Annotated in this window: 19 protein-coding genes; 5 read left to right on the forward strand and 14 right to left on the reverse strand. The window is 53.1% G+C overall.

The window, feature by feature from the left end; genetic code table 11:
- The first annotated feature begins 128 nt into the window (after window positions 1-128).
- The 5 genes from IB245_RS22975 (at window position 129) to IB245_RS22995 (ending at window position 6,251) form a co-directional block, all read left to right on the forward strand.
- Window positions 129-797 (forward strand): ABC transporter ATP-binding protein, encoded by a 669-nt coding sequence (locus tag IB245_RS22975; RefSeq protein ID WP_008034147.1) that lies wholly within the window; start codon window positions 129-131, stop codon window positions 795-797.
- Between the two features lies 1 nt (window position 798).
- A complete protein-coding gene (locus tag IB245_RS22980) occupies window positions 799-3,270 on the forward strand; it encodes an ABC transporter permease (RefSeq protein ID WP_192228834.1) in 2,472 nt (823 codons plus the stop codon).
- Window positions 3,260-4,327: a lipocalin-like domain-containing protein gene (locus tag IB245_RS22985; RefSeq protein ID WP_192228737.1), complete on the forward strand. Its 1,068-nt coding sequence runs from the start codon at window positions 3,260-3,262 to the stop codon at window positions 4,325-4,327. The genes IB245_RS22980 and IB245_RS22985 overlap by 11 nt, the downstream gene beginning before the upstream one ends.
- A 168-nt stretch (window positions 4,328-4,495) precedes the next feature.
- A complete protein-coding gene (locus IB245_RS22990) occupies window positions 4,496-5,074 on the forward strand; it encodes a hypothetical protein (protein ID WP_008043603.1) in 579 nt (192 codons plus the stop codon).
- Between the two features lie 355 nt (window positions 5,075-5,429).
- Window positions 5,430-6,251 (forward strand): VanW family protein, encoded by an 822-nt coding sequence (locus IB245_RS22995; protein ID WP_192228738.1) that lies wholly within the window; start codon window positions 5,430-5,432, stop codon window positions 6,249-6,251.
- Between the two features lie 33 nt (window positions 6,252-6,284).
- Here the strand turns inward: IB245_RS22995 and IB245_RS23000 are convergent, their stop codons facing one another.
- The 14 genes from IB245_RS23000 to tssI form a co-directional block, all read right to left on the reverse strand.
- On the reverse strand, window positions 6,285-7,370 hold the full coding sequence (locus IB245_RS23000) for a DUF6708 domain-containing protein (RefSeq protein ID WP_318652983.1): 1,086 nt from the start codon (window positions 7,368-7,370) through the stop codon (window positions 6,285-6,287).
- Complete coding sequence (locus IB245_RS23005) at window positions 7,367-8,473, reverse strand: DUF6708 domain-containing protein (RefSeq protein WP_225609961.1); 1,107 nt, start codon at window positions 8,471-8,473, stop codon at window positions 7,367-7,369. Before IB245_RS23005 ends, IB245_RS23000 begins: the two co-directional genes overlap by 4 nt.
- Window positions 8,470-9,573 (reverse strand): hypothetical protein, encoded by a 1,104-nt coding sequence (locus tag IB245_RS23010; RefSeq protein ID WP_225609962.1) that lies wholly within the window; start codon window positions 9,571-9,573, stop codon window positions 8,470-8,472. Before IB245_RS23010 ends, IB245_RS23005 begins: the two co-directional genes overlap by 4 nt.
- A 26-nt stretch (window positions 9,574-9,599) precedes the next feature.
- Complete coding sequence (locus IB245_RS29120) at window positions 9,600-10,649, reverse strand: DUF6708 domain-containing protein (RefSeq protein WP_225609963.1); 1,050 nt, start codon at window positions 10,647-10,649, stop codon at window positions 9,600-9,602.
- Window positions 10,650-10,671: 22 nt separating this feature from the next.
- A complete protein-coding gene (locus IB245_RS23020; RefSeq protein ID WP_318652984.1) occupies window positions 10,672-11,766 on the reverse strand; it encodes a DUF6708 domain-containing protein in 1,095 nt (364 codons plus the stop codon).
- 191 nt (window positions 11,767-11,957) lie between these two features.
- On the reverse strand, window positions 11,958-12,893 hold the full coding sequence (locus IB245_RS23025) for a hypothetical protein (RefSeq protein WP_192228739.1): 936 nt from the start codon (window positions 12,891-12,893) through the stop codon (window positions 11,958-11,960).
- A gap of 40 nt (window positions 12,894-12,933) precedes the next feature.
- Complete coding sequence (locus tag IB245_RS23030; protein ID WP_192228740.1) at window positions 12,934-13,893, reverse strand: DUF6708 domain-containing protein; 960 nt, start codon at window positions 13,891-13,893, stop codon at window positions 12,934-12,936.
- Window positions 13,894-13,911: 18 nt separating this feature from the next.
- Complete coding sequence (locus IB245_RS23035; RefSeq protein ID WP_192228741.1) at window positions 13,912-14,865, reverse strand: DUF6708 domain-containing protein; 954 nt, start codon at window positions 14,863-14,865, stop codon at window positions 13,912-13,914.
- A 135-nt stretch (window positions 14,866-15,000) separates the two neighbouring features.
- Window positions 15,001-15,834 carry a hypothetical protein gene (locus IB245_RS23040; RefSeq protein ID WP_225609964.1) on the reverse strand — a complete coding sequence of 278 codons (834 nt, stop codon included), beginning with the start codon at window positions 15,832-15,834 and terminating at the stop codon, window positions 15,001-15,003.
- An 86-nt stretch (window positions 15,835-15,920) separates the two neighbouring features.
- Window positions 15,921-17,027, reverse strand: a complete 1,107-nt coding sequence (locus tag IB245_RS23045) for a hypothetical protein (RefSeq protein WP_318652985.1) — start codon at window positions 17,025-17,027, stop codon at window positions 15,921-15,923.
- 400 nt (window positions 17,028-17,427) lie between these two features.
- On the reverse strand, window positions 17,428-18,525 hold the full coding sequence (locus IB245_RS23050) for a DUF6708 domain-containing protein (RefSeq protein ID WP_225609965.1): 1,098 nt from the start codon (window positions 18,523-18,525) through the stop codon (window positions 17,428-17,430).
- On the reverse strand, window positions 18,525-21,887 hold the full coding sequence (locus IB245_RS23055) for a toxin VasX (protein ID WP_192228743.1): 3,363 nt from the start codon (window positions 21,885-21,887) through the stop codon (window positions 18,525-18,527). Before IB245_RS23055 ends, IB245_RS23050 begins: the two co-directional genes overlap by 1 nt.
- The gene (locus IB245_RS23060; RefSeq protein ID WP_192228744.1) at window positions 21,884-22,783 is read right to left on the reverse strand and encodes a DUF4123 domain-containing protein; all 900 of its coding nucleotides are present in this window, start codon (window positions 22,781-22,783) and stop codon (window positions 21,884-21,886) included. The genes IB245_RS23055 and IB245_RS23060 overlap by 4 nt, the downstream gene beginning before the upstream one ends.
- Window positions 22,776-24,818, reverse strand: coding sequence for a type VI secretion system tip protein VgrG (gene tssI, locus IB245_RS23065; protein ID WP_008044914.1), 2,043 nt, complete (start codon window positions 24,816-24,818; stop codon window positions 22,776-22,778). Before tssI ends, IB245_RS23060 begins: the two co-directional genes overlap by 8 nt.
- Between the last annotated feature and the right edge of the window lie 24 nt (window positions 24,819-24,842).

A 24,842-nucleotide genomic window follows, 5' to 3' on the forward strand; every position in this document is an offset into this window, starting at 1 on the left:
TGCCCGCGAAGAGGCCATTCGATTCACCCCAAATCCAAAGGACACCCCAACCGCGCCGCAATCCCCAACGGACAAAACCCGCGCTGGCCCGCTATCCTTTGCCCCACGCCCCTCAAACAGGTTCACCCATGCTTTCGGTCCAAGGCGTTTTCAAAAGCTACGCCACTCCGCAAGGTCCGCTGTCGGTGCTGCAAGGTGTCGACCTGACGCTGAAATCCGGCAGCAGCCTGGCGCTGATGGGCGAGTCGGGCAGCGGCAAAAGCACCTTGCTGCACTTGATCGCCGGGCTGGACAAGGTCGATAGCGGCAGCATCCGCAGTGGTGAACATCAGCTTGAACGAATGAGTGAAGGGCAACTGGCGAACTGGCGACGCACCGAAATCGGCCTGGTGTTCCAGCAGTTCAACCTGATCGGCAGTTTGCGCGTGGAGGACAATCTGGCGTTCCAGGCGCGGTTGGCCGGGCGGCATGATGCCCGTTGGCAGGCGCATCTGGTCAAGCGCCTGGGCCTGGGCGATGTCTTGCGGCGTTATCCGGAGCAGTTGTCCGGCGGCCAGCAACAGCGAGTCGCGCTGGGCCGGGCGCTGGCGTCGCAACCTAAACTGCTGCTGGCCGACGAGCCCACCGGCAGCCTCGATGAAGCCACCAGCGATGAAGTGCTGAAGTTGTTGCTGGAACTGCTCGACGACAGTCCGACGACGTTGTTGATGGTCACCCACAGCCCGAGAGTGGCCGCGCGCCTGGCTGAAAAAGTGGTGCTGCACCGTGGCCGTCTGGCTGGCGCGGACGAGCACTGAGGTGCGGGTCTTTCGCGAGACGTTGCGGGCGCTGCTCAGCCATTGGCGGCAGCACCCGGTGCAATTTTTCAGTGTGCTGACCGGGCTGTGGCTGGCCACCAGCCTGCTGACCGGCGTGCAGGCGCTCAACAGTCAGGCGCGGGAAAGTTACGCGCGGGCCAGTCAGTTGATCGGCGGTGAACCGCAGGCCAGCCTCAGCGCACCCGGTGGCGGGACTTTTTCTCAGGCATTGTTTATCGAGCTGCGCCGCGCCGGTTGGCCGGTGTCGCCGGTGCTGCAAGGGCGGGTGACGCTCAAGGGTCATGAAGAGCAGCGCTTGCAACTGATGGGCATCGAGCCGGTGTCGCTGCCGGCCGGTTCGGCGGTGGCCGGGCGGGCATTGGACATTGAGCAGATCGTCCGGTTTTTCAGCCCGCCGGGCAGCACCTGGATTTCGCCGCAGACGTTGCAAGCGTTGGGCATGCGCGAAGGCGAGCAGCCGCTGACGTTGAGCGGGGCGACATTGCCGCCGTTGCATGTACAAACCGACATGGCCCCCGGCGTGTTGCTGGTGGATATCGGCTTCGCCCAGCAGATTCTGGGGCTGCCGGAGCAACTGTCACGTCTGCTGCTGCCCAAGAATTTCACCGCCACCTTGCCGGATCAGTTCAAAGGCCTGCTCCAGTTCAAAAGCAGCGGCGAAGAAAACAACCTCTCGCGACTCACCGAAAGTTTTCACCTGAACCTCGATGCCTTGGGTTTTCTGTCTTTTGTGGTCGGTCTGTTCATCGTTCACGCGGCCATCGGGCTGGCGCTGGAACAACGCCGAGGGCTGCTGCGAACCTTGCGCGCCTGTGGTGTCAGCGCACGGATGTTGATCGCTTGTCTCGCCGTTGAACTGGGCGGCCTGGCACTGCTCGGCGGCCTCGCCGGCGTTGCCAGCGGCTACCTGCTGGCCAGCGTGCTGCTGCCGGATGTCGCTGCGAGTTTGCGCGGTTTGTACGGTGCCGAAGTGGCGGGGCAGTTGAGCCTCAGTCCATGGTGGTGGCTCAGTGGTGTCGGTCTGAGCCTGTTCGGCGCGTTATTGGCCGGAGCCAACAGTTTGTTGCGGGCGGCGCGCCTGCCGTTGCTGGCCCTGGCCGATCCGCAAGCCTGGCATCAGGCTCACGCTCGCTGGTTGCGGCGCCAGGCGTGGGTCGCGGCGATTGCCGGCGTGATCGCGTTGCTGGCGCTGATCCGGGGCGACAGCCTCGCCAGTGGATTTGTGCTGATGGCGGCATTGTTGATCGGTGCCGCACTGGCGCTGCCGGTGGTGCTCAACAGCGTGTTGAACCTGACGCTGCATCGCAGCCGCTCGGTGCTCGGCCAATGGTTTCTCGCTGATTGCCGCCAGCAACTGCCAGCCCTGAGCCTGGCGCTGATGGCGCTGCTGTTGGCATTGGCGGCGAACATCGGTGCCGGCAGCATGACCGCCGGTTTCCGCCAGACCTTCAGCAACTGGCTCGAACAACGCCTGACTGCCGAGCTGTACGTGAACCCGCAAAATCCGGCCCAGGCCCGAGAACTGCAGAGTTGGCTCAAACAGCAACCCTCCCTCAGCGCGGTGCTGCCCAACTGGCAGGTGTCGATCCAGTTGCAAGGCTGGCCGGCGGACGTGTTCGGCGTGATCGATCACCCGACCTATCGCCAGCACTGGCCGCTGTTGGAGGCCTTGGGCGACAACCCGTGGGACCGGCTGGCCAAGGACGACGCCTTGATGCTCAGCGAACAACTGGCGCGGCGGTTGAAAGTGCATCTGGGCGACCACCTGACGATTCCCACACCGGCGGGCCCCTGGTCGCCGCGAATCGTCGGGATCTACGCCGACTACGGCAACCCCAAGGGCCACCTCCTGGTCAACGTCAATCACCTGCTGCGCGGCTGGCCGCAACTGACGCCGAACCGTTTCAACCTGCGCATCGACCCGCCGTTGATTGCGCCGTTCCTGCAAACCCTGCAAGCGCGCTTCGCCCTCGATGACAGTCGCATCGTCGATCAGGCCCGGCTCAAGGGCTGGTCCACGCAAGTGTTCGAACGCACCTTCGCCGCCACTGCCGCGCTGAACAGCCTGACCCTCGCAGTCGCGGGCGTGGCGCTGTTCATCAGCCTGCTGACCCAGAGCCAAAGCCGCCTCGGACAACTCGCGCCCCTGTGGGCGCTGGGCGTGACGCGCCGACAATTGATGCTGCTCAACCTCGGGCAAACCTGGCTGCTGGCAGTGCTGACGCTGATGTTGGCGTTGCCGTTGGGCATCGCGCTGGCGTGGTGCCTGGACACGGTGATCAACGTTCAGGCGTTCGGCTGGCGCCTGCCGTTACGGGTCTTTCCGTTGCAGTTGTTGCAGTTGATGGGGCTGGCGTTGTTCGCGACCTTGCTGGCGTCGGCGTGGCCGCTGTACGCGCTGTATCGCTCGCAACCGGCGGACCTGCTGAGGACGTTTGCTCATGAGGATTAAGCTCGGCGCGTTGTTGCTGGCACTTTTTTTGAGCGGCTGCGATGACACGGCGCCGGTTGAAAAAGGTTTCGCCGGGCTCGGGGGTGAAGCCGCCGCGTTCACACCGGTAGTGCCCGGCCGGGTGTTCAGCTTCCCGGCGGATCACGGTCCCCACGATGGCTTTCGGATCGAGTGGTGGTACGTCACGGCTAACCTCAAGGACGATCAGGGCCGCGAGTTCGGCGTGCAATGGACGCTGTTTCGTAGTGCGTTGAAAGCCGCGCCCGAGGTGGCGGGTTGGGGCAATCAGGTGATCTGGTTGGGGCATGCTGCGGTGACGTCTGCCACGGTGCATCATGCTGCCGAGCGTTATTCCCGGGGCGGCGTTGGTCAGGCGGGTGTGAGTCTTGACCCGTTCAATGCGTGGATCGACGACTGGCGATTCAGCAGCCAGGGCGCCGATCCTCTGGCGGAGCTTCAACTCAGTGCCCGCGACAAGGCGTTCAGCTACCAGCTGCGGCTGACGTCCACGCGTCCTCTGGTGCTCCAAGGCGACAAGGGTTTCAGTCAGAAATCCGAACAAGGACAGGCGTCGTACTACTACAGCCAGCCGTTCTTCCAGGCGAGCGGCACGTTGGATATCGACGGCAAGGCCTATCAGGTCAGCGGTCCAGCCTGGCTTGACCGCGAGTGGAGCAGCCAGCCACTGACCGCCAATCAGACGGGTTGGGACTGGTTTTCCCTGCACCTGGACAGCGGCGAACAGGTCATGCTGTACCGCATGCGGCTGAAAAACGGCGAGCCGTATCTCACCGGCACCTGGATCGACGCGCAGGGCCAGACTCAGTTATTGCACGCCGCCGACATCATCCTCACGCCACAAGACACCGCGACAGTCGCCGGTCGTCCGATGCCGGTGCGCTGGTCAATCAAAATCCCCGCCAAGCACCTCGACATCACCCTCGATGCCCTCAATCGCAATGCCTGGATGAATTTGCGCATTCCGTACTGGGAAGGCCCCGTGCGCCTGAGCGGCAGTCATGCGGGGCAGGGCTATCTGGAAATGACCGGGTATTGAGTCGCAGCTCTCGACAGCGCGTGCCTCGAAATACTCCGACGTACCGCGTCCACCCGTGCAAGAGACGGCGGACAATCGCTGAACAGCGTCTATGCTCAGTGGCACAGACGGCGCCGAACCTCGATTCAGAGCCGTCTGCTGCCATCCACCACAGGGAATGTTCCGCTTATGAAACTTCATGCTCTGACCAAAGCCATCACCCTCGCCACCGTGCTGTCCACTGTCAGCTTCAGCGCCGTGGCAGCGGACATTCCGTTGTCTGCCGTCGTTGAAGCCGATCAAGTCACGACCAAAGTCCTGGCCGTAGACGCCGCCAACCACCAAGTCGTCCTTGAAGGTGCTGAAGGCCGTGAGGTGAATGTACAACTGAGCGACAAGGCCAAGAATCTGGGTAACCTGAAGGTCGGTGATAAGGTCACTGTCGAGGTTATCCGCTCGGTTGCCGCTTACCTCGACACCGATGTCGACAAAGGTCTGCCGGGCTCTACCGAACGCACCGGAGAAATCCGCGCCACCAAAGACGACCCCAACCCTGGGGGTGAAGCCTTCCGTCAGGTGCAGGTACAACTGCAAATCACCAAAATTGATGTGGCGAAAAATCAGGTGACCTTCAAGGGGCCCCGCGGACACTCGAAAACCATCAACGTTGAAAAGCCTGAAGTTCAGAAAAAACTGAAAGACTTGAAAGTAGGGCAGAGCGTCGTCGTGACGTATACCGATGTATTGAAAGTGACCACTCAACACTAAAGTTGAGTCTTGGCTCTACAGCTTGATCATTCCTGTACAGTTTCTTGTATAGGAATGATCAGACTTAATGGTCTAACTGGTGGGTTTAAAAAGTTGTCGGCGTAATATTGCAATCGACATTTTGTTAAACATTGTGTACACAAATTTCATGTTTATGCACACGGACATATCCGCCAACTTCTATTAAAATCCCTCCCGTTCGCCCAGTGTCAGGGCTCTTTACCAGTGCATGGATTGCCGAGGCCATTACACTGGGCGAACACCTTCTTCAAGTGCAATATGCACTGCATAAATCCGATAGGATGCCCAGCATTTCTTATAAAGGATGAAAACGGCAGCCGCCGTTCTGACACGGATGAAACCTCTCTCCCTTTATCACCCGGCCCTCTACTGGCTGCGCGTGTGGCAAAAAAGACTGTTCCGCCAACTGGCATGGCGCTTCTCCCGCAAACGTTACGCTCGCCCGAAAGACACCTTTGAGCGCTTGCCGTACCGATACCTCAAACACACCTCCAAACTGATCCGCAAACTCGGCAACTCCGATGTGCAGCTGCAACACAACAAAGTCGTGAACCTGAAATTGGCGGTGGCTTCAATAGACGGCGTGGTCATTGGCCCCGGTGAATACTTTTCCTTCTGCCGTCTGGTCGGCCGACCGACCCGAAAACGCGGTTACGTCGAAGGCATGGAACTGTCCTTTGGTGAAGCACGCAGCGGCGTCGGTGGCGGGATTTGCCAACTAAGCAACCTGATCCACTGGATGGCGATTCACTCCCCGCTGCTGGTGGTCGAGCGATCGAATCACAGCTTCGACCCATTTCCTGACGAGGGGCGCGTGCTGCCATTCGGTTCCGGGGCGGCGATCTTTTACAACTACATCGACCTGGTGCTGCACAACCCGACGGATCGGCACTTTCAGTTGAAGTTGAAAGTGGCTGAGCGGCAGTTGGAAGGGGAGTTGTTGTGTGATCAGATCCGGGCGTTTCGGTATCACGTTTATCAACGGGAACACCGGTTTGTGCGTGAAGGCGGGCGGGTGTTTCGGGAGAATGAAATCTGGCGGGATGTGAGGACTAGGGGCCAGGAGAGTCAGGTGTTGGAGAGTGTGCGGCTTTATAAGAATCGGGTGGTGGTCAAGTATGAGGTTGAAGAGAGTTTATTGGCTGAGCGTGCATAAAAAAACGGGCGATCGTTTGATCGCCCGTTTTTCTTAACTTGTTTTTTGCATCGGGTGCTTACTGGCGTTGAAATACTCCATGAAGCTCTGGCCCTGAGCAAAGGCTTTTTCAATCCTGGCGCTCTGTGCAACCAACTCGGCACTTGGCGTTGCCCATTGCTCCGGCGGCAGTGGTTTCGACCAGTCTGCAATCGAGTCCGGCAGCGCTTTCATACTGTAGCCATGGTCCCACTCTGCAACCCAGTAAGGGAAACGCCACCAAGTGATCAGGTGTGTCAGATACCACCAGCCAACGCCTAACGCGGAACGCTCGTTGTGCTGGTATTCCTCATGCATATCGGCACGCTCTTGATCGAAGGTATGGCAGCCTTCGTAAGGCGCCTTGCCGGGGCAGTACTGCGGTCCTTTTTCCATATAAACGCGGATCGCTTCCCACTCGCCCAAGCCATGGATGGGTGTTGCTACGCCTCGGTTTACGAAGTGGACTGTGTCGGCCTTGGGATCGTCGAAGGCCATGCCAAAGGTGTAAGTGCTGATGATGTCTTCGCCTGTTGAACCGGTGCTGACTGAGAGCCAGGCGACCAGTTCTTCCCATGGCTGGATGACGGGTACGTTGGAGTTGTTGGGGAAGAAACAGACTTCGCGGCGCTGGCGGTTGAAGCGGATGGGGCGGGTCTTGGATTTATTGAGGGTGGTACTGATCACTGCATACAGTCCTAAAACCGCTGCGCCTGCCGCTCCCCAAGCGCCGATGGCAGCACCCATGGGAAAAAACTCTTTGAAAATGTATATAAATGTTCGGTCGTAGGGATCACCGATACTCATCAAGCCTGCGATAAAAGGTCCTACTATCAAACTTACAATCAACAAGAGCATTACACTTGCGATCATCACTCTGGCTTGGAAAGCCTTATTGAAGTTGCTACTACCGACATCGAGATAAGTATCATTGACCTCAAGAAAGCTTCCACCCAAATCCATTGGTGTCTGCCCGGTAGGAATGGGTAGTGGTGAAAAGAACAATGTCTCGCCAGTGGCAAAACGTCGGGTCTCACCAGCGACAGGGCGCTGATTGCTCAAGTCCCGCCAATCACCGGGCTGTTTGATCTCTACGCTCATAATGCCGAACTATCCGCTGATTCTTTTGCCTCGGTTTTGCTGAGGTTGGCCTTGAAGTACGTCATGAAATCCTGTCCTTGAGCAAAGGCTCTTTCAATCTTCGCGCTTTGCTCTTTCAAAGCTTGGCCCGGCTTGGCCCACTGCTCAGGTGATATAGATTTTGACCACTCAGCAATGGATTCAGGTAGAGACTTCATGCTGAAACGATGGTCCCATTCCGCTACCCAGTACGGAAAACGCCACCAAGTGATCAGGTGTGTCAGGTACCACCAGCCAACGCCTAAAGCGGAACGCTCGTTGTGCTGGTATTCCTCATGCATGTCTTGTCGTTCTTTATCGAAGGTGTGACGGCCTTCGTAGGGGGCTTTGCCAGGGCAGAACTCTGGGCCTTTTTCCATGTAGACGCGTATGGCTTCCCATTTGCTCAAGCCATGGGTGGGGGTTGCTACGCCTTGGTTTACAAAATGGACTTTGCTGGACTTGGGATCGTCGAAGGCCATGCCGAAGGTGTAAGTGCTGATGATGCCTTCGCCTGTTGAACCGGTGCTGACTGAGAGCCAGGCGACCAGTTCTTCCCATGGCTGGATGACGGGTTCGTCGGAGTTGTTGGGGAAGAAACAGACTTCGCGGCGTTGGCGGTTGAAGCGAATGGGGCGGGTGCGGGATTTGGTGAGTGTGGAACTGATGACAACATAACAGCCGATAATGGCAAATGCCGCGCCGCCCCAACCGGAAATCCACATACCAAATTCAAAAAACTCGCTGAAATACCATGAGAAGTTACGTCCAAAAGGGTTGTTGAATGTTGATAATCCCATAATTGTAGGTAAAACCAGCAGGCAAGAAATTATGAAACCCATGCACAGACCAATCATTGCTCTGGCTTGAAATGCTTTACCAAAACTGCTGCTACCAATGTCCAGATATATGTCATTTACCTCAACAATGCTCCCACCCAAATCCGAGGGTATTTGTCCGGTTGGCACCGGCAGAGGCGATAAAAACGAAGCTTCTCCAGTGACAAAACGTCGGGACTCACCAGCGACAGGGCGCTGATTGCTCAACTCCCGCCAATCACCGGGCTGTTTGATCTCTACGCTCATAATGCAGAACTACCCGCTGATTCTTTTGCCTCGGTTTTGCTGAGGTTGGCCTTGAAGTACGTCATGAAGTCCTGTCCTTGAGAAAAGGCCTTTTCGATCTTTGCGTTTTGCTCGTTTAAAGCTGGGCTCGGTTTGGCCCATTGCTCAGACGGCAAAGGTTTAGACCACTCAGCAATGGATTCAGGTAGAGACTTCATGCTGAAACGATGGTCCCATTCCGCTACCCAGTACGGAAAACGCCACCAGGTGATCAGGTGTGTCAGGTACCACCAGCCAACGCCTAAAGCGGAACGCTCGTTGTGCTGGTATTCCTCATGCATGTCTTGTCGTTCTTTATCGAAGGTGTGACGGCCTTCGTAGGGGGCTTTGCCAGGACAGAACTCTGGACCTTTTTCCATGTAGCTTCGCATGGCTTCCCATTGTCCTAGCCCATGAAACGGAGACGGAACAGTATCGTTAATGTAGTAGGCTAGCCCATTGGCTTTATCTTCTATGGCTATTCCAAGGGTAAAGGTTTTAACGACTCCAACTCCGGTTGTGCCTGTTCCTATCGATAGCCAGGCTATCGTTTCTTCCCAAGGGCGAATTATAGGTGTATCCGACTTTTCTGGGATGTAGCAAACTTCACGCCGTTGACGATTAAACCGAACTGGAGTTGTTTTTAATTTTTTAAGGGTTGTGCCAGCTATTGCGTAAATCGCAATTAAAGCGGTGGCTCCTGTTAGTCCAAGTGCCATATAGAATACATAATCAAATACGACTTCTGCTCTAGACCAGAAGGTTACTCCGTAGGGGTTTCCCCACGCTGTTGTACCCGCTAGAAGCGGCGCAAATATAAAAAAGAAAAAAGCAATGAACATGGTGTTAGCTATCATGATTCGCACTTGAAACGCTTTTCCGGAATTACTGGTTCCGATGTCAAGATACGTGTCATTGACTTCGATAAATTTTCCACCTAGATCCACCGGGAATTGACCGGTAGGGACTGGCAGTGGTGAAAGAAACAATGCCTCTCCCGTGACAAAGCTCCGAGTTTCACCAGCGACAGGGCGCTGCTGTTTAATATCGAACTCGTTGTGCTGCGCAGAGATAGGTATCATTCGGAAATCCATAAAGGGTGTTCGGCCTAGGAAGCGTCCACTGTGGGCTCTTGAGCCGGTTCGGAAAATTTCACCTTGAAGTAATCCAGCAGGTTCTGGCCTTTCGCAAATGCTTTTCGGATCTCAGCACTTTCCTTCAACAACCCATCGCTAGGTACCGCATGTTCTTCAATAGGACGTGATAGTGACCAATCCAGAACTTCCTTGGGGAATCCTGCTTTGGGGCGGTTATTGATCCAGGCTGCGATGTAGCAGGGTATCGTCCAGCCACTGAAAAACTGAATTGTCAAAAAGCCCCATATATATCGAAGGAATGAATGATGAGAACGATATCCTTGTCTGCACATATGGAAATAGGCGACTGAACCTGCTTCGAACTCATCTGATTGCCCCATAGGTAATGCTTGAGGCCCTTCTTCCATATAGACGCGTATGGCCTCCCACTCAGCTATGGCTTGGTTCAAGTTCCCGCTCGGAACGCTGACCCAAAGCACATCGCCATTTTTGTCACGAAGTCCGATCATTAGTTTAAATTCGGGGATTGCAGCATATTGAGTGATCAGTTTGCTAACTGAAACGCTTGCAATTACTTCTTCCCACGGAACATAACGAGGGAGTATTCCCTTCTCGGGAACAAAAACAACTTCCCGGCGCTGGCGATTGAAGCGTATTGGAGGTTGATTGCTGACTTGGCGAATGGCAAAGAAAAACACGCAAAGGTAAAGAATGGCAAGCGCACCCACAAAGCCCCAAACCGCAATGCTTGTAAAGAAATCCAGCCAGCTACTCCAGAATGGCTCTATATCTCTTCTTATCCAAGATCCAAGCCCTGTTGTAAAAAAAAGAAAAATCAACAGGAACATCACCGCCCCGATTCCAGCTCGGGCCATAAACTCAAAGCTTCCTCGAGAAATAGCAAAGTCTAAAAAAACTTCATTGGCGTAGCGGTGCAGTTGGCGCGGACTGAAAGGCAACAGCCCTGTAGGGACGGGCCTAGGTGATAAGTAGACAATCTCCGTGCCGGAGTCACTTTCAAAGTCTCCGGCATGAGGTAGTCGGTCATATTTATGCTTCAAGGACGCGGCTCATCGTTTTTACTCAGCTATTTATCGATTCTTCTGTCTTGTTTGCGTTTAGATTTACCTTGAAGTAAGTCATGAAATCTTGTCCCTGAGCAAAAGCCTCCTCGATCTTGGTGCTTTGCTCTTTCAAAACTTGGCTTGGCTTCGCCCACTTCTCAGACGGAAGAGATTTAGACCACTCAGCAATGGATTCAGGTAGAGATTTCATGCTGAAACGATGGTCCCATTCCGCTACCCAGTACGGAAAACGCCACCAGGTGATCAGGTGTGTCAGGTACCACCAGCCAACGCCTAAAGCGGAACGCTCGTTGTGCTGGTATTCCTCATGCATGTCTTGTCGTTCTTTATCGAAGGTGTGACGGCCTTCGTAGGGGGCTTTGCCAGGGCAGAATTCTGGGCCTTTTTCCATGTAGACACGTATGGCTTCCCATTTGCCTAATCCATGAATAGGAGTCATGACCTCTTGTGTAAGAAAGTGCACCGTATCGGCCTTGGGATTATCAATGGCCATGCCAAAGGTGTAGCTACTGATTACGCCTACTCCTGTAAATCCGCTGCTGACTGAGATCCACGCAACCGTGTCTTCCCAAGGCTGGATCACAGGTTCATCGGAGTCATCCGGGAAGTAACAGACCTCTCGGCGTTGCCGGTTAAATCGAATAGGTCGGGTACGGGCTTTGCTTCTGGTGGTGCTGATAATCGCGTACAGGCCGATCAGCGCTGCTCCTCCTCCACACCAGAGCGCTAGTGATAGTCCAAACTCAAAAAAATCGTTGAAGTAAAACCAAAAGCTTCTACCGAATGGATTTATGAATGCTGCGAAGCCCATCAAGGTTGGGAGAACAAACAGACAAACGAGAACTACGACTGTAGGAAGCGACACAGCTAAGCGTGTTTGGAAAGATTTGGTGAGGTTGCTGCTGCCCAAGTCCAGGTAGGTGTCGTTGACTTCAACGAAGCTTCCGCCGAGATCCATTGGGATTTGCCCGGTAGGAACGGGCACTGGTGAGAAGAATAATGCTTCACCTGTGGAAAAACGACGAGTTTCACCCGCCATGGGGCGGTGATTTTTGAGGTCAAGCTCGACTTGCTGTTCTGGTTTGGATGGCATGTTAGCTCAACTGAAAAGTCGGATGACTACCGCGAGTCGATTGTTACTTGTAGCCAAGAGGCATCTGTGTGCGCGTCCTTAACTTAGATAGTCTCGGAGGCAGTTTGCCATTCTGCGCGTTTAGTGAGATGTAAATTGTTTAATATGAGCTTGGCCAGTATTTAGTGCGCCTCATAAGGAACTATTTGTCTCTACTTCTCAATATCAACCAATCTCGTGGTAGGACCATCTGATTGCAGGCGCTCCAGCACAATCTTCGACCAACGATTACGCGAGCGACGTTTAGCTGTTTTGTACGTGAAATCTTGAACTAGGTTCAGGGGGTGGAAAAACAAGTTTCCAAAGAACATTGCGACATCAATGCCACTTAAATAGTTTTTTCCATCGGCAGCATCTTTTTTTTCTGTAATGACTTGTAGGGTGTGACCAAAGAATTCCGACTGTTTGAGGTTCGATGCTAGTAAATCTTTTACGAATGTATCTGATTCACTTGAGTTGCCATTTTTGTCAAACCAAGGCCCGTTATTCATGTAAGCGCGGATGTACTCCCAAAAGCCCTTTTGCATTTCAAGAGTTTTTCCTATTGGAGAACCAAGGCTAATCATCAATGCATTTTCTGGGTCGCCGAATCGCTGCACCATGATTTCCAAAGAGGCATTTTTCATTCCAGCGGTATAAGGTCCGACTATCTGAAATTCGCACGTTAGTGCTTCCAGGCCATCCCAGGGGGCATGAAACAGTTCCCCATTGTTGTCAAAATATACTTCGCGGGTGCGTCTGTTGAACATTATAGGTAACGGTAATCTGCGAAAAATCTCCCAAAAAAATGGGATCAGAACCAGTGGAGTTGCGACAATCAGAGCATTGCCGGCACCTGCGTAATTACCATTTGCGAGTAGCCACAGGGCTATAAGCAAGCAGGGAATTGATCCGAACGCCATTACGCCCGTGAGGAGACCTCGGTCTGTATCTCCTCCGGTTTTTAACGACAAAAAATTCTCAGTATGCTCATCGGTGATGAACAACTCCATCGGTGCTTCGCCGGTAGTTTCATTCCATTTTAAGCTGGCATGAGGCACCTCCCCGTACTTGGTCCGGGCTTGATGGGCCAGATTCTTCACAACCATACGAGTTCCTTGATTTCAATTGGTGGCAAGGTCATACCTTCTAGTGGTGAATAGCTAAGCGTGCCATATTTTCAATGTCGGTCAGTTTCGTAGATGGCCCATCCGACTGCAAGCGCTCAAGTACGATTTTCGGCCAGCGATTACGGGGCCTACGTTTAGCGATGTTGTAGGTGAAATCTTGAATGAAGCTTGAAGGATAAAAGAATAAGTTTGCTGAAAGCATTACAAAATCAATGCCGCTCAGGTAGTTTTTTCCTGCGGAGGTGGATTTTTTCTCAGCAATAGTCTGGCGAGTGTGTTTTAGAAAGTCAGATTGCTTTAGGTTTGCTTCTAACTGGCTTTTAACGAAGGCGTCAGACTGGCTGTGAGCGCCGGTTTTATCAAACCAAGGTCCGTTGTTCATGTAGGATCGGATGTATTCCCAAAATCCTTTTTGCATGTCCAGTGTTTTTCCTGTGGGGCTGCCAAGACTAACCATGAGTATGTTCTGAGGCTTATCAAATTGCTGGACGACCACTTCAAGAGATGCATTGTTTATACCTGCAGTATAAGGGGCGATAATCTGAAACTCGCAAGCAACCGCTTGGGCTACACTCCATGGTGAGTGAAATAGTTCGCCATTGTTGTCGAAATAAATCTCTTTAGTGCGCCGATTAAATAATACCGGTAGAGGGAGTGGGCGGAGAATTTCCCAGAGAAATGGAATCAGAAGCATTGGCAGGCCAACTAAAAGACCGTTTACTCCGCCTTCAGTTTTTCCTGTAGAAAAAAACCAAATAGCCATGAGTAGACAAGGAACAGCTCCTAGGGCCATCAGCCCGGTGATCAGTCCACGATCAGTATCGGCGCTGGTTTTTAGTGATAAATAGTTTTCTGTGTGCTCATCCGTAATAAAGAGCTCCATCGGAGCTTGCCCGGTGGGCTCATTTGCGGTCAGAACAACACTGGACGCTTCGCCATACTTGGTACGCGCTTCTTGAATGATATCTTGTAAAGTCATGCTATTTCTTTGCTCCTTCTATGGAATAGCATCTGTATTTTCCAAATCGATCAATCTGGTCGTAGGTCCATTGTGTTTTAGCCGCTCAAGTACGATGTGTGGCCAGCGATTGCGTGATCTCCGCTGCGCCATGTTGTAAGTGAAGTTGTGTATTAAATTTGATGGGTAAAACATTAGGTGGCCGATAAACATAAGTGAATCTATGCCGCTTAAGTAATTTTTTCCGCCTGCTGTGGTTTTTTTGTTCGCGATGGTTTGGCGCCAGTGTCCAAGAAATTGCGATTGATTGAGGTTTGCCGAAAGCTGCGTTCTAACAAAACTATCTGATTCACTATGGTTCCCGTTTTTATCGAACCATGGCCCATTATTCATGTAGGAACGGATGTACTCCCAGAATCCCTTCTGCATGTCGAGGGTTTGACCTATTGGTGAGCCTAGGCTAATCATTAATGAATAGTCAGGGGCGAAAAAGCGATGAAGCATTATTTCTAAAGACGTATTTCCAATGCTACCAGTATATGGGCCGATAATTTGAAACTCGCATGCCATCGCTTGAATTTCATCCCAAGGGGAGTGAAATAGCTCACCTTCATTTTCAACGTAGACCTCACGAGTGCGGCGATTGAATAGAATGGGTAGAGGAAGAGGTCGACAGACTTCATATAAGAAAGGAATTAAAAACATCGGGATCGCAATGGCGAGAGACAAAGCTGCCAGCGCCCATTCAGCTTCCATCGCCATCCATAGTGACAGAAGCAGACCAAGCGGAGACGCGATACCTGCAAGCAAACCTGTCATTGCACCCCGTTCAGCGTCGCCGCTCATTTTCAGGGTGAGATAATTTTCAGTGTGTTCATCGGTAATGAATAGCTCTATAGGGGCCTTGCCTGTTGGTTTCTCAGCCCTGAGAATTACCGTAGGCGGCGCTCCATATTTTGCATTCGACTGTCTTATAAGATCATCCAGTACCATGTGACTCCTTTGTTTTTTGGTAGGGATGTGCATTCCGAATGCATATCTTGAAAAAGATAGAACGACCTGTTTTCATGAGGTTGTAGTAAATAAATTGCCCTTTTACGCCTTACACAGAACAATATCTGTATTTTCCTAATCTGTCAGTCTGGTCGCAGGGCCGTTATGCCTTAGTCGCTCAAGCACTATGTTCGGCCAGCGATTGCGCGATCTCCTTTTTGCGATTTTATAAGTAAAGTTCTGTATTAGGTTTGATGGGTAAAACATTAAGTGGCCAAGAAACATAAGTGCGTCTATACCACTTAAGTAATTTTCCCCGTCTGCCGCAGCTTTTTTTTCTGCGATAGTTTGGCGCCAGTGTCCAAGGAGCTGGGATTGATCGATGTTCGCAGAGAGTTGCGTTTTTACAAAGTTGTCTGAATCACTATGATTTCCATTTTTATCGAACCATGGACCATTATTCATGTAGGAACGAATGTATTCCCAGAATCCTTTCTGCATGTCCAGTGTTTTTCCTGCCGGAGATCCTAGGCTCACCATAAGCGCGTTTTCAGGGTTTTGATACCGATGAACCATAATTTCTAAAGATGCGTTTTTCATACCAGCAGTGTAGGGGCCGACTATTTGAAATTCACATGCAACGGCTTGGATACCATCCCATGGACAGTGAAACAACGCCCCTTCATGATCAAAATAGACCTCGCGAGTCCTGCGGTTGAAAAGTATCGGTAGAGGAAGTGGTCGAAGTGTCTCCCATAGGAACGGGGCAAGGAAAAGCGGAACGCCAAACACCACTGGCCATATTACGGCTTCCCATCGGCCTTGAAGCGCCATCCACAACCCCATGACAAGACAAAGACTTGAGCAAATACCGCCAAGAATACCGGTCAACATTCCTCGGTCAGAGTCCCCTCCAACCTGAAGTGATAGGTATTGCTCAGTGTGTTCATCCGTAATGAAAAGCTCCATAGGAGCCTTGCCTGTGGGCTGATCTGCACTTAGAACTATCCGGCTAGTTGCATGTGCGAGACCGCGGGGCTGTTCGATCTCTACGCTCATAATGCCGAACTATCCGCAGATTCTTTTGCCTCGGTTTTGCTGAGGTTGGCCTTGAAGTACGTCATGAAATCCTGTCCTTGAGCAAAGGCTCTTTCAATCTTCGCGCTTTGCTCATTCAAAGCTGAGCTCGGTTTGACCCATTGCTCAGACGGTAAGGGGTTGGACCACTCAGCAATAGATTCAGGTAGAGATTTCATGCTGAAGCGATGATCCCATTCCGCTACCCAGTACGGAAAACGCCACCAGGTGATCAGGTGTGTCAGGTACCACCAGCCAACGCCTAAAGCGGAACGCTCGTTGTGCTGGTATTCCTCATGCATGTCTTGTCGTTCTTTATCGAAGGTGTGACGGCCTTCGTAGGGGGCTTGGCCAGGGCAGAATTCCGGACCTTTTTCCATGTAGACGCGTATGGCTTCCCATTTGCCCAAGCCATGGAGGGGTGTTGCAACGCCTTGGTTTACAAAATGGACTTTGTCGGACTTGGGGTCGTCGAAGGCCATGCCAAAGGTGTAAGTGCTGATGATGCTTTCGCCTGTTGATTCGGTACTGACTGAGAGCCAGGCGACCAGTTCTTCCCATGGCTGGATGACGGGGTCGTCGGACCCGTTGGGAAAGAAGCAAACCTCACGTCGTTGTCGATGGAAGCGGATTGGACGGCTACGAGTTTTATTAAAAGTACTGCTGAGAATTACGTAAATCCCCATAGCTGAGAAACCCAATGCCCCCCACATAGCAAATTCCAATCCTGGAAAGAAAAACTCTAAAAAATTATCTGTAAAGCTTCGGCCATAAGGATCCCCAAAAGCTGTTAGGCCAATGATAAGGGGGCCGATCACAACGCATGTAATTATAAAAGCCATGACGAGTCCAATCATAGCTTGTGTTTGAAATGCCTTGTTGAAATTACTGCTTCCAATGTCGAGAAAAGATTCATTGATTTCTATGAAGCTTCCGTCTAAGTCCATAGGGGTGTCGCCAGTAGGGACGGGGAGTGGAGCCAGAAATACGGCCTCACCCGTCGCAAATTTACGTACTTCTCCGGCTGTCGGGCGTTGAAGTTTTATATTGATTTCTTCGATTGTGTCATTGTCAGATGCTGGCATCAGATTAACCGGAGGTTTGAGATTTGGTGGATGTGATTAGATAGTCATGGCTTATGAGTGCCCAAGGAGAAGTTTATAAAAAAATCTATCCAGCTGGTCCAGAAAGGCTGAGCGTCTCTTCTCAGTCACGAGCCAAAACCTGATACAAAAAGGAAGAAAAGGGTGATGAACATTACCGAGCCGATGCCTGCACGAGCCATGAACTAGAAGTTTGCGCGCCGACAGCGAAGTCCAAATAAACGTCTTTGGTGTCTCTATGTAATTGCCTTGAAGTGATATACCAGTAGGTATAGGTCGAGGTGCTCAGTAGGCAACCTCTGTGCCGGATTCATTTTTAAAGTCTCCGGCATGAGGTAGTCAGTCGTATTTATGCTTCAAGGACGTGGCTGATCGTTTCCATTCAGTTATTTATCGATTCTTCTGTCTTATTTGCGTTTAGATTTGCCTTGAAGTAAGTCATGAAATCTTGTCCCTGAGCAAAAGCCTTCTCGATCTTGGCGCTTTGCTCTTTCAGAGCTTGACTCGGCTTGGCCCACTGCTCAGACGGTAGAGACTTTGACCACTCAGCAATGGATTCAGGTAGAGATTTCATGCTGAAACGATGGTCCCATTCCGCTACCCAGTACGGAAAACGCCACCAGGTGATCAGGTGTGTCAGGTACCACCAGCCAACGCCTAAAGCGGAACGCTCGTTGTGCTGGTATTCCTCATGCATGTCTTGTCGTTCTTTATCGAAGGTGTGACGACCCTCGTAGGGTGCTTTGCCAGGGCAGAACTCTGGACCTTTTTCCATGTAGACACGTATGGCTTCCCATTTGCCCAAACCATGAGTAGGAGTGATTACACCTTGTCTCACAAAGTGCACTACGTCAGCTCCGGAATCGTCGAACGCCATACCAAAGGTATAGGTGCTTGCTACTCCCACTCCAGTAACCCCTGTACTGATTGAGAGCCAAGATACTGTCTCTTCCCATGGTTGAATGACGGGAACGTCAGAACCTTCGGGGAAGAAGCAGACTTCACGGCGTTGGCGGTTGAATCGAATTGGACGGGTGCGGGACTTCGCTCTGGTAGTGCTCAAGATAACGTAAGTACTCAGGAGCGCAGCTATTCCTCCCCCCCAAATGCTAAAGGTCACACCGAAATGGAACATGCCTGCTGCCCTGTCCCAAAAGGACTCGGAAAAAGGATTCCCCCAAGTAGTAGATCCTGCAAGCAAAGGCAGAACAATCAGGCATGAGAATATGAACATCATACCGAGCCCAATCATTGCCCTAGCTTGGAAAGCCTTGCCGAAATTACTACTGCCTACGTCAAGGAATGCGTCATTCACCTCAACAAAGCTTCCCCCCAAATCCATGGGAGCGTTGCCCGTTGGTACCGGAAGCGGAGAGAGGAATAATGCTTCACCTGTCGCGAATCTACGCTTCTCACCAGCGACGGGCCGTATTTTTTTGAGATTGAGATCGTCGCTGGATTGCTCATTTATTGAAGACATTAGGTTTGCCCGGCTTGTTTTGATGATTCGAGCACAGTCAGCGTGTCGGTGGTCACAATGATTGCTTGAGCGGTTGTATTTCGTGCGCTGAGAAATCCAGTTGTTGAGAATTCCTTCCCGCTTCCAACGTTAAGTGTCTTGGTTTCAAACATTATTTCCTGGTGTTTTTGGGCTCCGGGGAGTGGATGGTATCGCAACTTTATGGCAAGACCATGCTGGGCGTTGGCCTCATGTGCAAAAATTTCCAACCCCAATTGGAGTGGCGCGTCTGGCGGGCTCAGTAAATTGAGTTGATATAGTAAAGGCTCAGTCCAAGGCTCCCAGTCATTGCGCTGGAGATTGCTTGACCAATACGCGGTAAGGCCGAATCCAACATCATCCAGCTCTCGAATCGTGATATTTGGAATGCTAATCACGGCAATAGGTCTGTTGTTTATTTGTCTCAGACCGACCTTAGGGGTTGAAGTGATCTCTGCCAATTGCATGCGATCTTCTTGGAATCCGCGATTTTGGTTCTTCTTTCCCCACGCGCCCTGCTGAAGCCAGTTATCAAGCTTCGATTTATTATTTCGGTTATAAATCCACTCACCACCTAGCTGTAATACCGTCAAGCCTAACCCTATTAAATTGGCTCTCGCGGCAACGCTCAGAAGTCTGCCGCCTGCTGTGACCCAAGCGACAGCTCTTGCTTGGCTAACATTTGTGGCTGCCTCAAACATATATTGCCCTGTTCGTGCAACTGCCCAACCGTTAACGACGAACTGTCCAGAGTCGCCCGCAATTGTCATGCTGGCACCAGCCAGCTTTGCACTATCTCCCGACCTCAAGGCTTCTGTCCAACGAGCGACAGAGCCTTTTTCCCCATACAGACTTGTGGCTGCCGCCGCCATACCGAGCCCGTAAGCGGCTAGCCCCAGCCCCCCCGTGAGCTTTCCCATGCGCGCGGCTAGCTGAACCTTGCCAGCGGCACTTGAATAGTTGTTTTTGATTACGTTTAGAGTAGTGGCTGATATCCCCTGTGCAGCCGCAAAGCCTCCTCCGCTTGCAGAGAAGAAAGCATTGCCAAATGCAATGTAATCAGTTTTATCCCAGCTGGGTTTTCTTCTTAACTCTGAATAAACAGTGACGAAGCTAATTAATTGCACGACAAATACAGCTGATGCGAATATGTCGCCTCCCGCAGATTGAAATATATCTTTTCCTAATCCTCTTACCTTGTCACCTGTGTTTAAACGGTGATCTTCGGCCATTCGGTGGAATTCTGCTTCTTGGGCGCTGGTTAGACCTTTGATTTTTATACTTGCTTTACTCGGACCCTCGCCAACAGCAATCATTGCAGGTGCGATTTTTTTCTCTAGCGGGGCGACGGATTGCTGAACAGATTTACGCTGTGCGACCAAAGCTCGATAGCTTCCCTTGGGGGTTCGACCTTTTCGCTCGTTAGCCAATGTCTCCCTGATCTTGTTTTTGAGCGAGGACATCTGCTGGCGGAGTTCGGTTAGTTTTGCCATGTCAGCTTCGAACGCATGAAGCTGGCTTGCAGAAGCAAACTCAAGAGTAATACCTTTTTTGCCAAATGTTCTTAGCACGTCGATCCATGCTGAGCCGGGAATATTTCGCAGAACTTTAGCTGGGTCTATCGCTTGGCCGCTGCGTAGTCCTTCTATAGCTTCTTCTAGAGCATTCGCCAAGCGGAGTTGTTTGGCAGGTTCGTAAGCGGTGTTTCGTGCTTGATCGAAAGTTATACCATCGTTGCTTAGATTAATTGATGCCGAGAGATCTTGGGTCAGGAGCGTTACGAACTCTCGGCTAATTTTTTGCAGTCCTTGGAAGTCCTTTGCTGAAAGGGGTATATCTCGAGCCGATTTTATTAATGAGCCAATTTTAGCAAACAGATCCTTCTGGTCAGTCAAGCTTGCAGTAAAGAAGGTTGGAACTGTAAAACCTGGCTCTTTTTCTATTAGGTCTGCAATCGCTTCGGTAGCCTTGTCGGTGCGGCATATATCTCTCATGCACGCGTATTCAGTAGCAAGAGCCGACTCAAGTTGGGTTCCAAATTTTGGATCAAAATACCAAGCAGATTTATAGAAACGCTTTTCGCATACTATTTTTGTTCGATCTTCAGTTATCAGATCCAGCCGTTTATTCCAACGGCTTAATTGTGCTCGCTGTTGTTTAAGAAAGGCTTCCATAGCCGGTCGGTCAATCAGGTCGTTGATACCTTCTTGTCCCATTTTTGCGCCATTGAGCGCTTCATGAGCATTGTCTTCGATGGTCTCGATCAGATCTTCGTATTTGGAATATAGCGATCGAAGACTCGAACGCATCCGTGACTTCGAAGCCGCAATAGCCCCACGATGTGTACCTACCCCCGAATACTGCGTTTGATTTTTAACGTTGACGTAGTCGACGATCGATTGCCGCTGGTCTTCGCTTGTTTCGTCCTTGAGTTTGGCAAAACGCGGGTCGCCTTGGGCGGCATTCAGAATGGTTTCACCGGTTACGGTGTACAACGATTCGATGTAGCAACCAAACACATACTTCTTTTGATTGGCCTCAGCGTCACTCCAGTCACTGATCCAGCCAGTGACCAAATCCTGATGCTCGGCAAGGTCGCGCAGAACACCTAAATCGTCTTGCACAACCAGGTACAGGTGATCACGCTCGTTTTCCGCTTTTACTTGTTTTTTCAGCGCACCCAGCTGAGTTTTCTTGAAGTGCGACGCTTGTTCCCAGAGATAGTCTTTGCTTTCCTCGGGTTTAGCCCCTGCAGCTGCCGGTGATTTGCTCGGCTGCTCCGCAACCTCCGCAATCCACTTCTCCGCCTGACTCGGCGTCAGCAGATTAGTCGCGCCTTTCTCCGGATCAGCCTTGGTCAGGTCTACTGCCTGCATGAAGTATTCACGCTCGGACTTGTGCTTGATGACCTGCGCGCATTTGGCGGCGGTCCATTGCACTTCGGAGTAGTTGACGTAGAGCTTGCTCGAACGCGGGAAGACCAGCACGGCTTCGCCTACGTTGCTTTCGCGTTTGTTGGCGGTGATCTCGCCTTTTTCCCACAGCAGTTGGGTCACGATGCCGTTCTGGATGCGGTATTCGTGCATGACGGCTTGAGGTTTTTTGTCGACGATGACGTAGAGCCAGCCATCGCGGATCAAGCGAATGCCCAGAGGACGTGAAGTGGTCTTGTATGGCATCGCCAGTGCACTGGATGGGTCGAGCCGTTCGACGAGGCCATAACGCAGCGGGATGAGCTGGATCTTGGCCTTCATCAGGGGGCAGCCACCCAGGGAGCACTTGCCGTCGTCCTGGCTTTTTGCAACGTTATTCGGGCTTTTGCCGGCCGATGTTGGCGTGGTCATCCTTGATTCCTGTGCAGGGTTTCGGCCCGTTCCTGGGCAATATCAGCGACCCGTTCGAGTCTCTGAGCGGGCGTTTGTTCCGACGGAGTCTTGAGTATCGCATCCAGGTCCGGATGCTCCTCCAGCGCTCGCTCGCCGAGGAACCCGTGAATGTTGGCGTAGAGGGTGATGTCGAGTTCGGTGTTGAAGCCGCGATCGTAGGAGGTCGAGGCCAGTGCGTGCAGGTGTTCCCAGCGGTGCAGCGGCATCGATTGTGCCTGATAGGACGGGAAGTATTCGTGCATGTGCTGGTCGAGACGCAGGACGATGCTGCGGAAATTCACTTCATCCAGTTGGCTGAGTTGCTCGTCGCTCAAGCGATAGCGTTTGCTGTGGTTCGGCTCGGGGGCTTTGCCCGGTCGCTGGTTGATGTGCCAGCAACCCAATGCCGCGTCGGCGGTGACGATCTGCGAGCAGGGGCCGAACAGGGTAGGGTCCTTGATGCTCTCGGCGTGACCGAGCAATGCGTGGGCCACGGCAGGGTCGGCGACGCGCAGCAGGACTTCTTCACCCTGAGGGTGCATGACGCTGGTCAGCCAGCGGAAGTGCTCGACCATTTGTGTCCAGGTTTGATCGCTGAACACCAGGTAGCCCCACTCCTGGCGGGGCTCGGCGAGAAACTTCGCGAGGATGGGATTGCTCTGCGCATTTATCTGAACCAGGCACGGCGAGACGTCGCCTAGTTCCGCCCACTGAGTGCCGAGGTAGAGCGGCTCGAACACCGGGTCATCCGACCATTGATAAAGGTGCTGGGGCAGTTTCTCGACGCTGACGCCATCCAGCAACAATCCGACGGTGCCATTCCACGGCAGGCCTTGGGGCAACCCGTTTTCCAGCGTCCAGTCGGACTTAAGCATTTTGCGCCTCCAGTTTGGCCTTCTCGCAAATCGCGCAGATCGGCTTCTTCTGCATCAACGCTTGGCGCTGCGCGGGCACCAGCAATTGCCCGGCCTTATCCGCATCCGCCTGCTTCAACGGCCCCGGCAATATCGGCGCAGCCCCCGTCCCGCTGCCCGGTCCGCCACCGGAGTTCATGTTGATCGCCGGCCCGCTCATGGTGACGCCGCCTGCATCGATCTTGATGAAGCTGCCGCCGCCGATCAGGGTCAGTTCGCTGCCGGCTTCGAGTACGATTTTCATGCCGCTGCTCAGGTGGATTTCCTGGCCCGCGTCGATGAATTGCCCGGTGCCGATCTTGATGTGCTGGTTCACGCCCACGGTCAGGTGGTCGTTGGCGCGGGCTTCGACTTTGCGGTCTTCATAAACGGTGTGGTGTTCTTCGGCCTTGAATTCGCTGTAGCTGTTCTTCTCCACGGTGTCGTGGCGTTCGTTTCCGACGCGGATCTTCTGGTCGTGTTCGACGTTTTCGTCCCAGTCGCGCTGGGCGTGGAGGAAGATCTGTTCCTGGCCTTTCTTGTCTTCGATGCGCAGTTCGTTGAAGCCTGCGCCACCCGGCGAACTCAGGGTTTTGAAGGTGGTGCGGGTCTTGTTCGCCGGCAGGGCGTACGGGACGACGTTTTCCTTGTGGTACAGGCAGCCGCTGATCAGCGGTTGGTCGGGGTCGCCTTCGAGGAACGTGACGAGCACTTCCATGCCGATTCGCGGGATGGCGATGCCGCCGTAGTGAGCACCGGCCCAGGCGGAGGAGACGCGCAGCCAGCAGCTGGTCTTGTCGTCGGCCTGACCTTCGCGGTCCCAGTGGAATTGCACTTTGACGCGGCCGTACTGATCGCAGTGGATTTCTTCACCTTTGGGCCCGGTGACCACGGCGCTCTGGCTGCCGAGAATGCGCGGTTTCTTCTGCGTCAGCGGCGGGCGGTTCGGCACGTCCCACGGGGTGGCCTGGAAGCGGTTGCGATAACCCTGATGGAAGTCGTCTTTCAGGTTGGTCGTGCTGCTGGTAACCGACTCTTCCAGCACTTGCGGCTGTTTGCCTTCGTGCAGGACTTCGGTAAGCAGCCACAGGTCGTTCCATTTAGCTTTCGGGTGTTGGGTCAGGGCCAGGAAATGGCCACTGACCAGCAACGGCTGATCGCTTTTGCCTTCGGCCAGCTGGAAGTCGCTGCGGTGACGTTCGAGGGCACGTTTGGCCAGGTGCTTGCCGCGTTCGCGGTCGATGAAGCGACCAGGGTAGTCGTAGTCTTCGAGGTCGGGCAGGGCGTCGCCACGGTGTTCGCTTTCGAGGTTGATGCGCGGTTTTTCGAAGTCGTAGTCGCGGCGGGTGATGCGGCTGGTGCGGGTTTCCAGGCGCAGGTCGAAGCGTTTGATCACCGGGTCGCTGGCGACCATGCCGGAGTCTTGCTGATAGGCCACGGGCGCGAGTTTCGGGAACACCGTCTGGTCATCGCCGAACACCAGTTTGTGGGCCGTGGCGCTGTGCTCGAAGTGGTAGTGGATACCTTCTTCCTCGCACAGGCGCTGGACGAATTGCAGGTCCGATTCATCGTACTGAACGCAGTAGATGCGCTCGGGATAAATCGCCCCGACTTTGAATTGGTAGGCATTGCTCTGGATGCCGTGCTCTTCGAGGACCAGGCCGATGATTTTCGGCACGGTGAGGTTCTGGAAGATGCGCTGGTTGATGCGGTGCGCGAGGTAGGACAGTTGCGGGCGCAGGGTCACCGCGTAGCGGGTCAGGCGTTTGCCGGAATCACCCTGGGCGGCGCGATAGATCTGGCCATGGATGCCGCTGCCGTCGGGCGAGAGCTGCAAAAAGGCCGGTTTGTGCAGCAGGCTTTCGAGGTCCAGGGACGGCTTTTCACTGACCAGTTCCACCTCAAACACAAACGGCTGGCTGATGGCTTCCCGACCTTGCAGGGATAAAACCTGGAAGTCGCTGGAAAGACCTTCGATGGTCAGGGCAAAGTGAGTCTGATTGGCCGGCGCGAACATCCCTTGTTCCTCGTGCTGTGGAGC

Source organism: Pseudomonas sp. PDM02 (assembly GCF_014852285.1).
GTDB classification, from domain to species: Bacteria; Pseudomonadota; Gammaproteobacteria; order Pseudomonadales; family Pseudomonadaceae; genus Aquipseudomonas; species Aquipseudomonas migulae.

What these genes read in the sequence shown, in the direction of transcription:
- IB245_RS23040 (WP_225609964.1), bottom strand. Translation starts at nt 15,834, where the DNA reads ATGGAGCTTTTCATTACGGATGAACACACTGAGCAATACCTATCACTT.
- IB245_RS22995 (WP_192228738.1), top strand. Translation starts at nt 5,430, where the DNA reads ATGAAACCTCTCTCCCTTTATCACCCGGCCCTCTACTGGCTGCGCGTG.
- IB245_RS23030 (WP_192228740.1), bottom strand. Translation starts at nt 13,893, where the DNA reads ATGACTTTACAAGATATCATTCAAGAAGCGCGTACCAAGTATGGCGAA.
- IB245_RS23045 (WP_318652985.1), bottom strand. Translation starts at nt 17,027, where the DNA reads ATGCCAGCATCTGACAATGACACAATCGAAGAAATCAATATAAAACTT.
- tssI (WP_008044914.1), bottom strand. Translation starts at nt 24,818, where the DNA reads ATGTTCGCGCCGGCCAATCAGACTCACTTTGCCCTGACCATCGAAGGT.
- IB245_RS23035 (WP_192228741.1), bottom strand. Translation starts at nt 14,865, where the DNA reads ATGGTACTGGATGATCTTATAAGACAGTCGAATGCAAAATATGGAGCG.
- IB245_RS23005 (WP_225609961.1), bottom strand. Translation starts at nt 8,473, where the DNA reads ATGAGCGTAGAGATCAAACAGCCCGGTGATTGGCGGGAGTTGAGCAAT.
- IB245_RS22975 (WP_008034147.1), top strand. Translation starts at nt 129, where the DNA reads ATGCTTTCGGTCCAAGGCGTTTTCAAAAGCTACGCCACTCCGCAAGGT.
- IB245_RS22990 (WP_008043603.1), top strand. Translation starts at nt 4,496, where the DNA reads ATGAAACTTCATGCTCTGACCAAAGCCATCACCCTCGCCACCGTGCTG.
- IB245_RS23000 (WP_318652983.1), bottom strand. Translation starts at nt 7,370, where the DNA reads ATGAGCGTAGAGATCAAACAGCCCGGTGATTGGCGGGACTTGAGCAAT.
- IB245_RS23025 (WP_192228739.1), bottom strand. Translation starts at nt 12,893, where the DNA reads ATGGTTGTGAAGAATCTGGCCCATCAAGCCCGGACCAAGTACGGGGAG.
- IB245_RS22985 (WP_192228737.1), top strand. Translation starts at nt 3,260, where the DNA reads ATGAGGATTAAGCTCGGCGCGTTGTTGCTGGCACTTTTTTTGAGCGGC.
- IB245_RS23055 (WP_192228743.1), bottom strand. Translation starts at nt 21,887, where the DNA reads ATGACCACGCCAACATCGGCCGGCAAAAGCCCGAATAACGTTGCAAAA.
- IB245_RS23010 (WP_225609962.1), bottom strand. Translation starts at nt 9,573, where the DNA reads ATGATACCTATCTCTGCGCAGCACAACGAGTTCGATATTAAACAGCAG.
- IB245_RS23060 (WP_192228744.1), bottom strand. Translation starts at nt 22,783, where the DNA reads ATGCTTAAGTCCGACTGGACGCTGGAAAACGGGTTGCCCCAAGGCCTG.
- IB245_RS23020 (WP_318652984.1), bottom strand. Translation starts at nt 11,766, where the DNA reads ATGCCATCCAAACCAGAACAGCAAGTCGAGCTTGACCTCAAAAATCAC.
- IB245_RS23050 (WP_225609965.1), bottom strand. Translation starts at nt 18,525, where the DNA reads ATGTCTTCAATAAATGAGCAATCCAGCGACGATCTCAATCTCAAAAAA.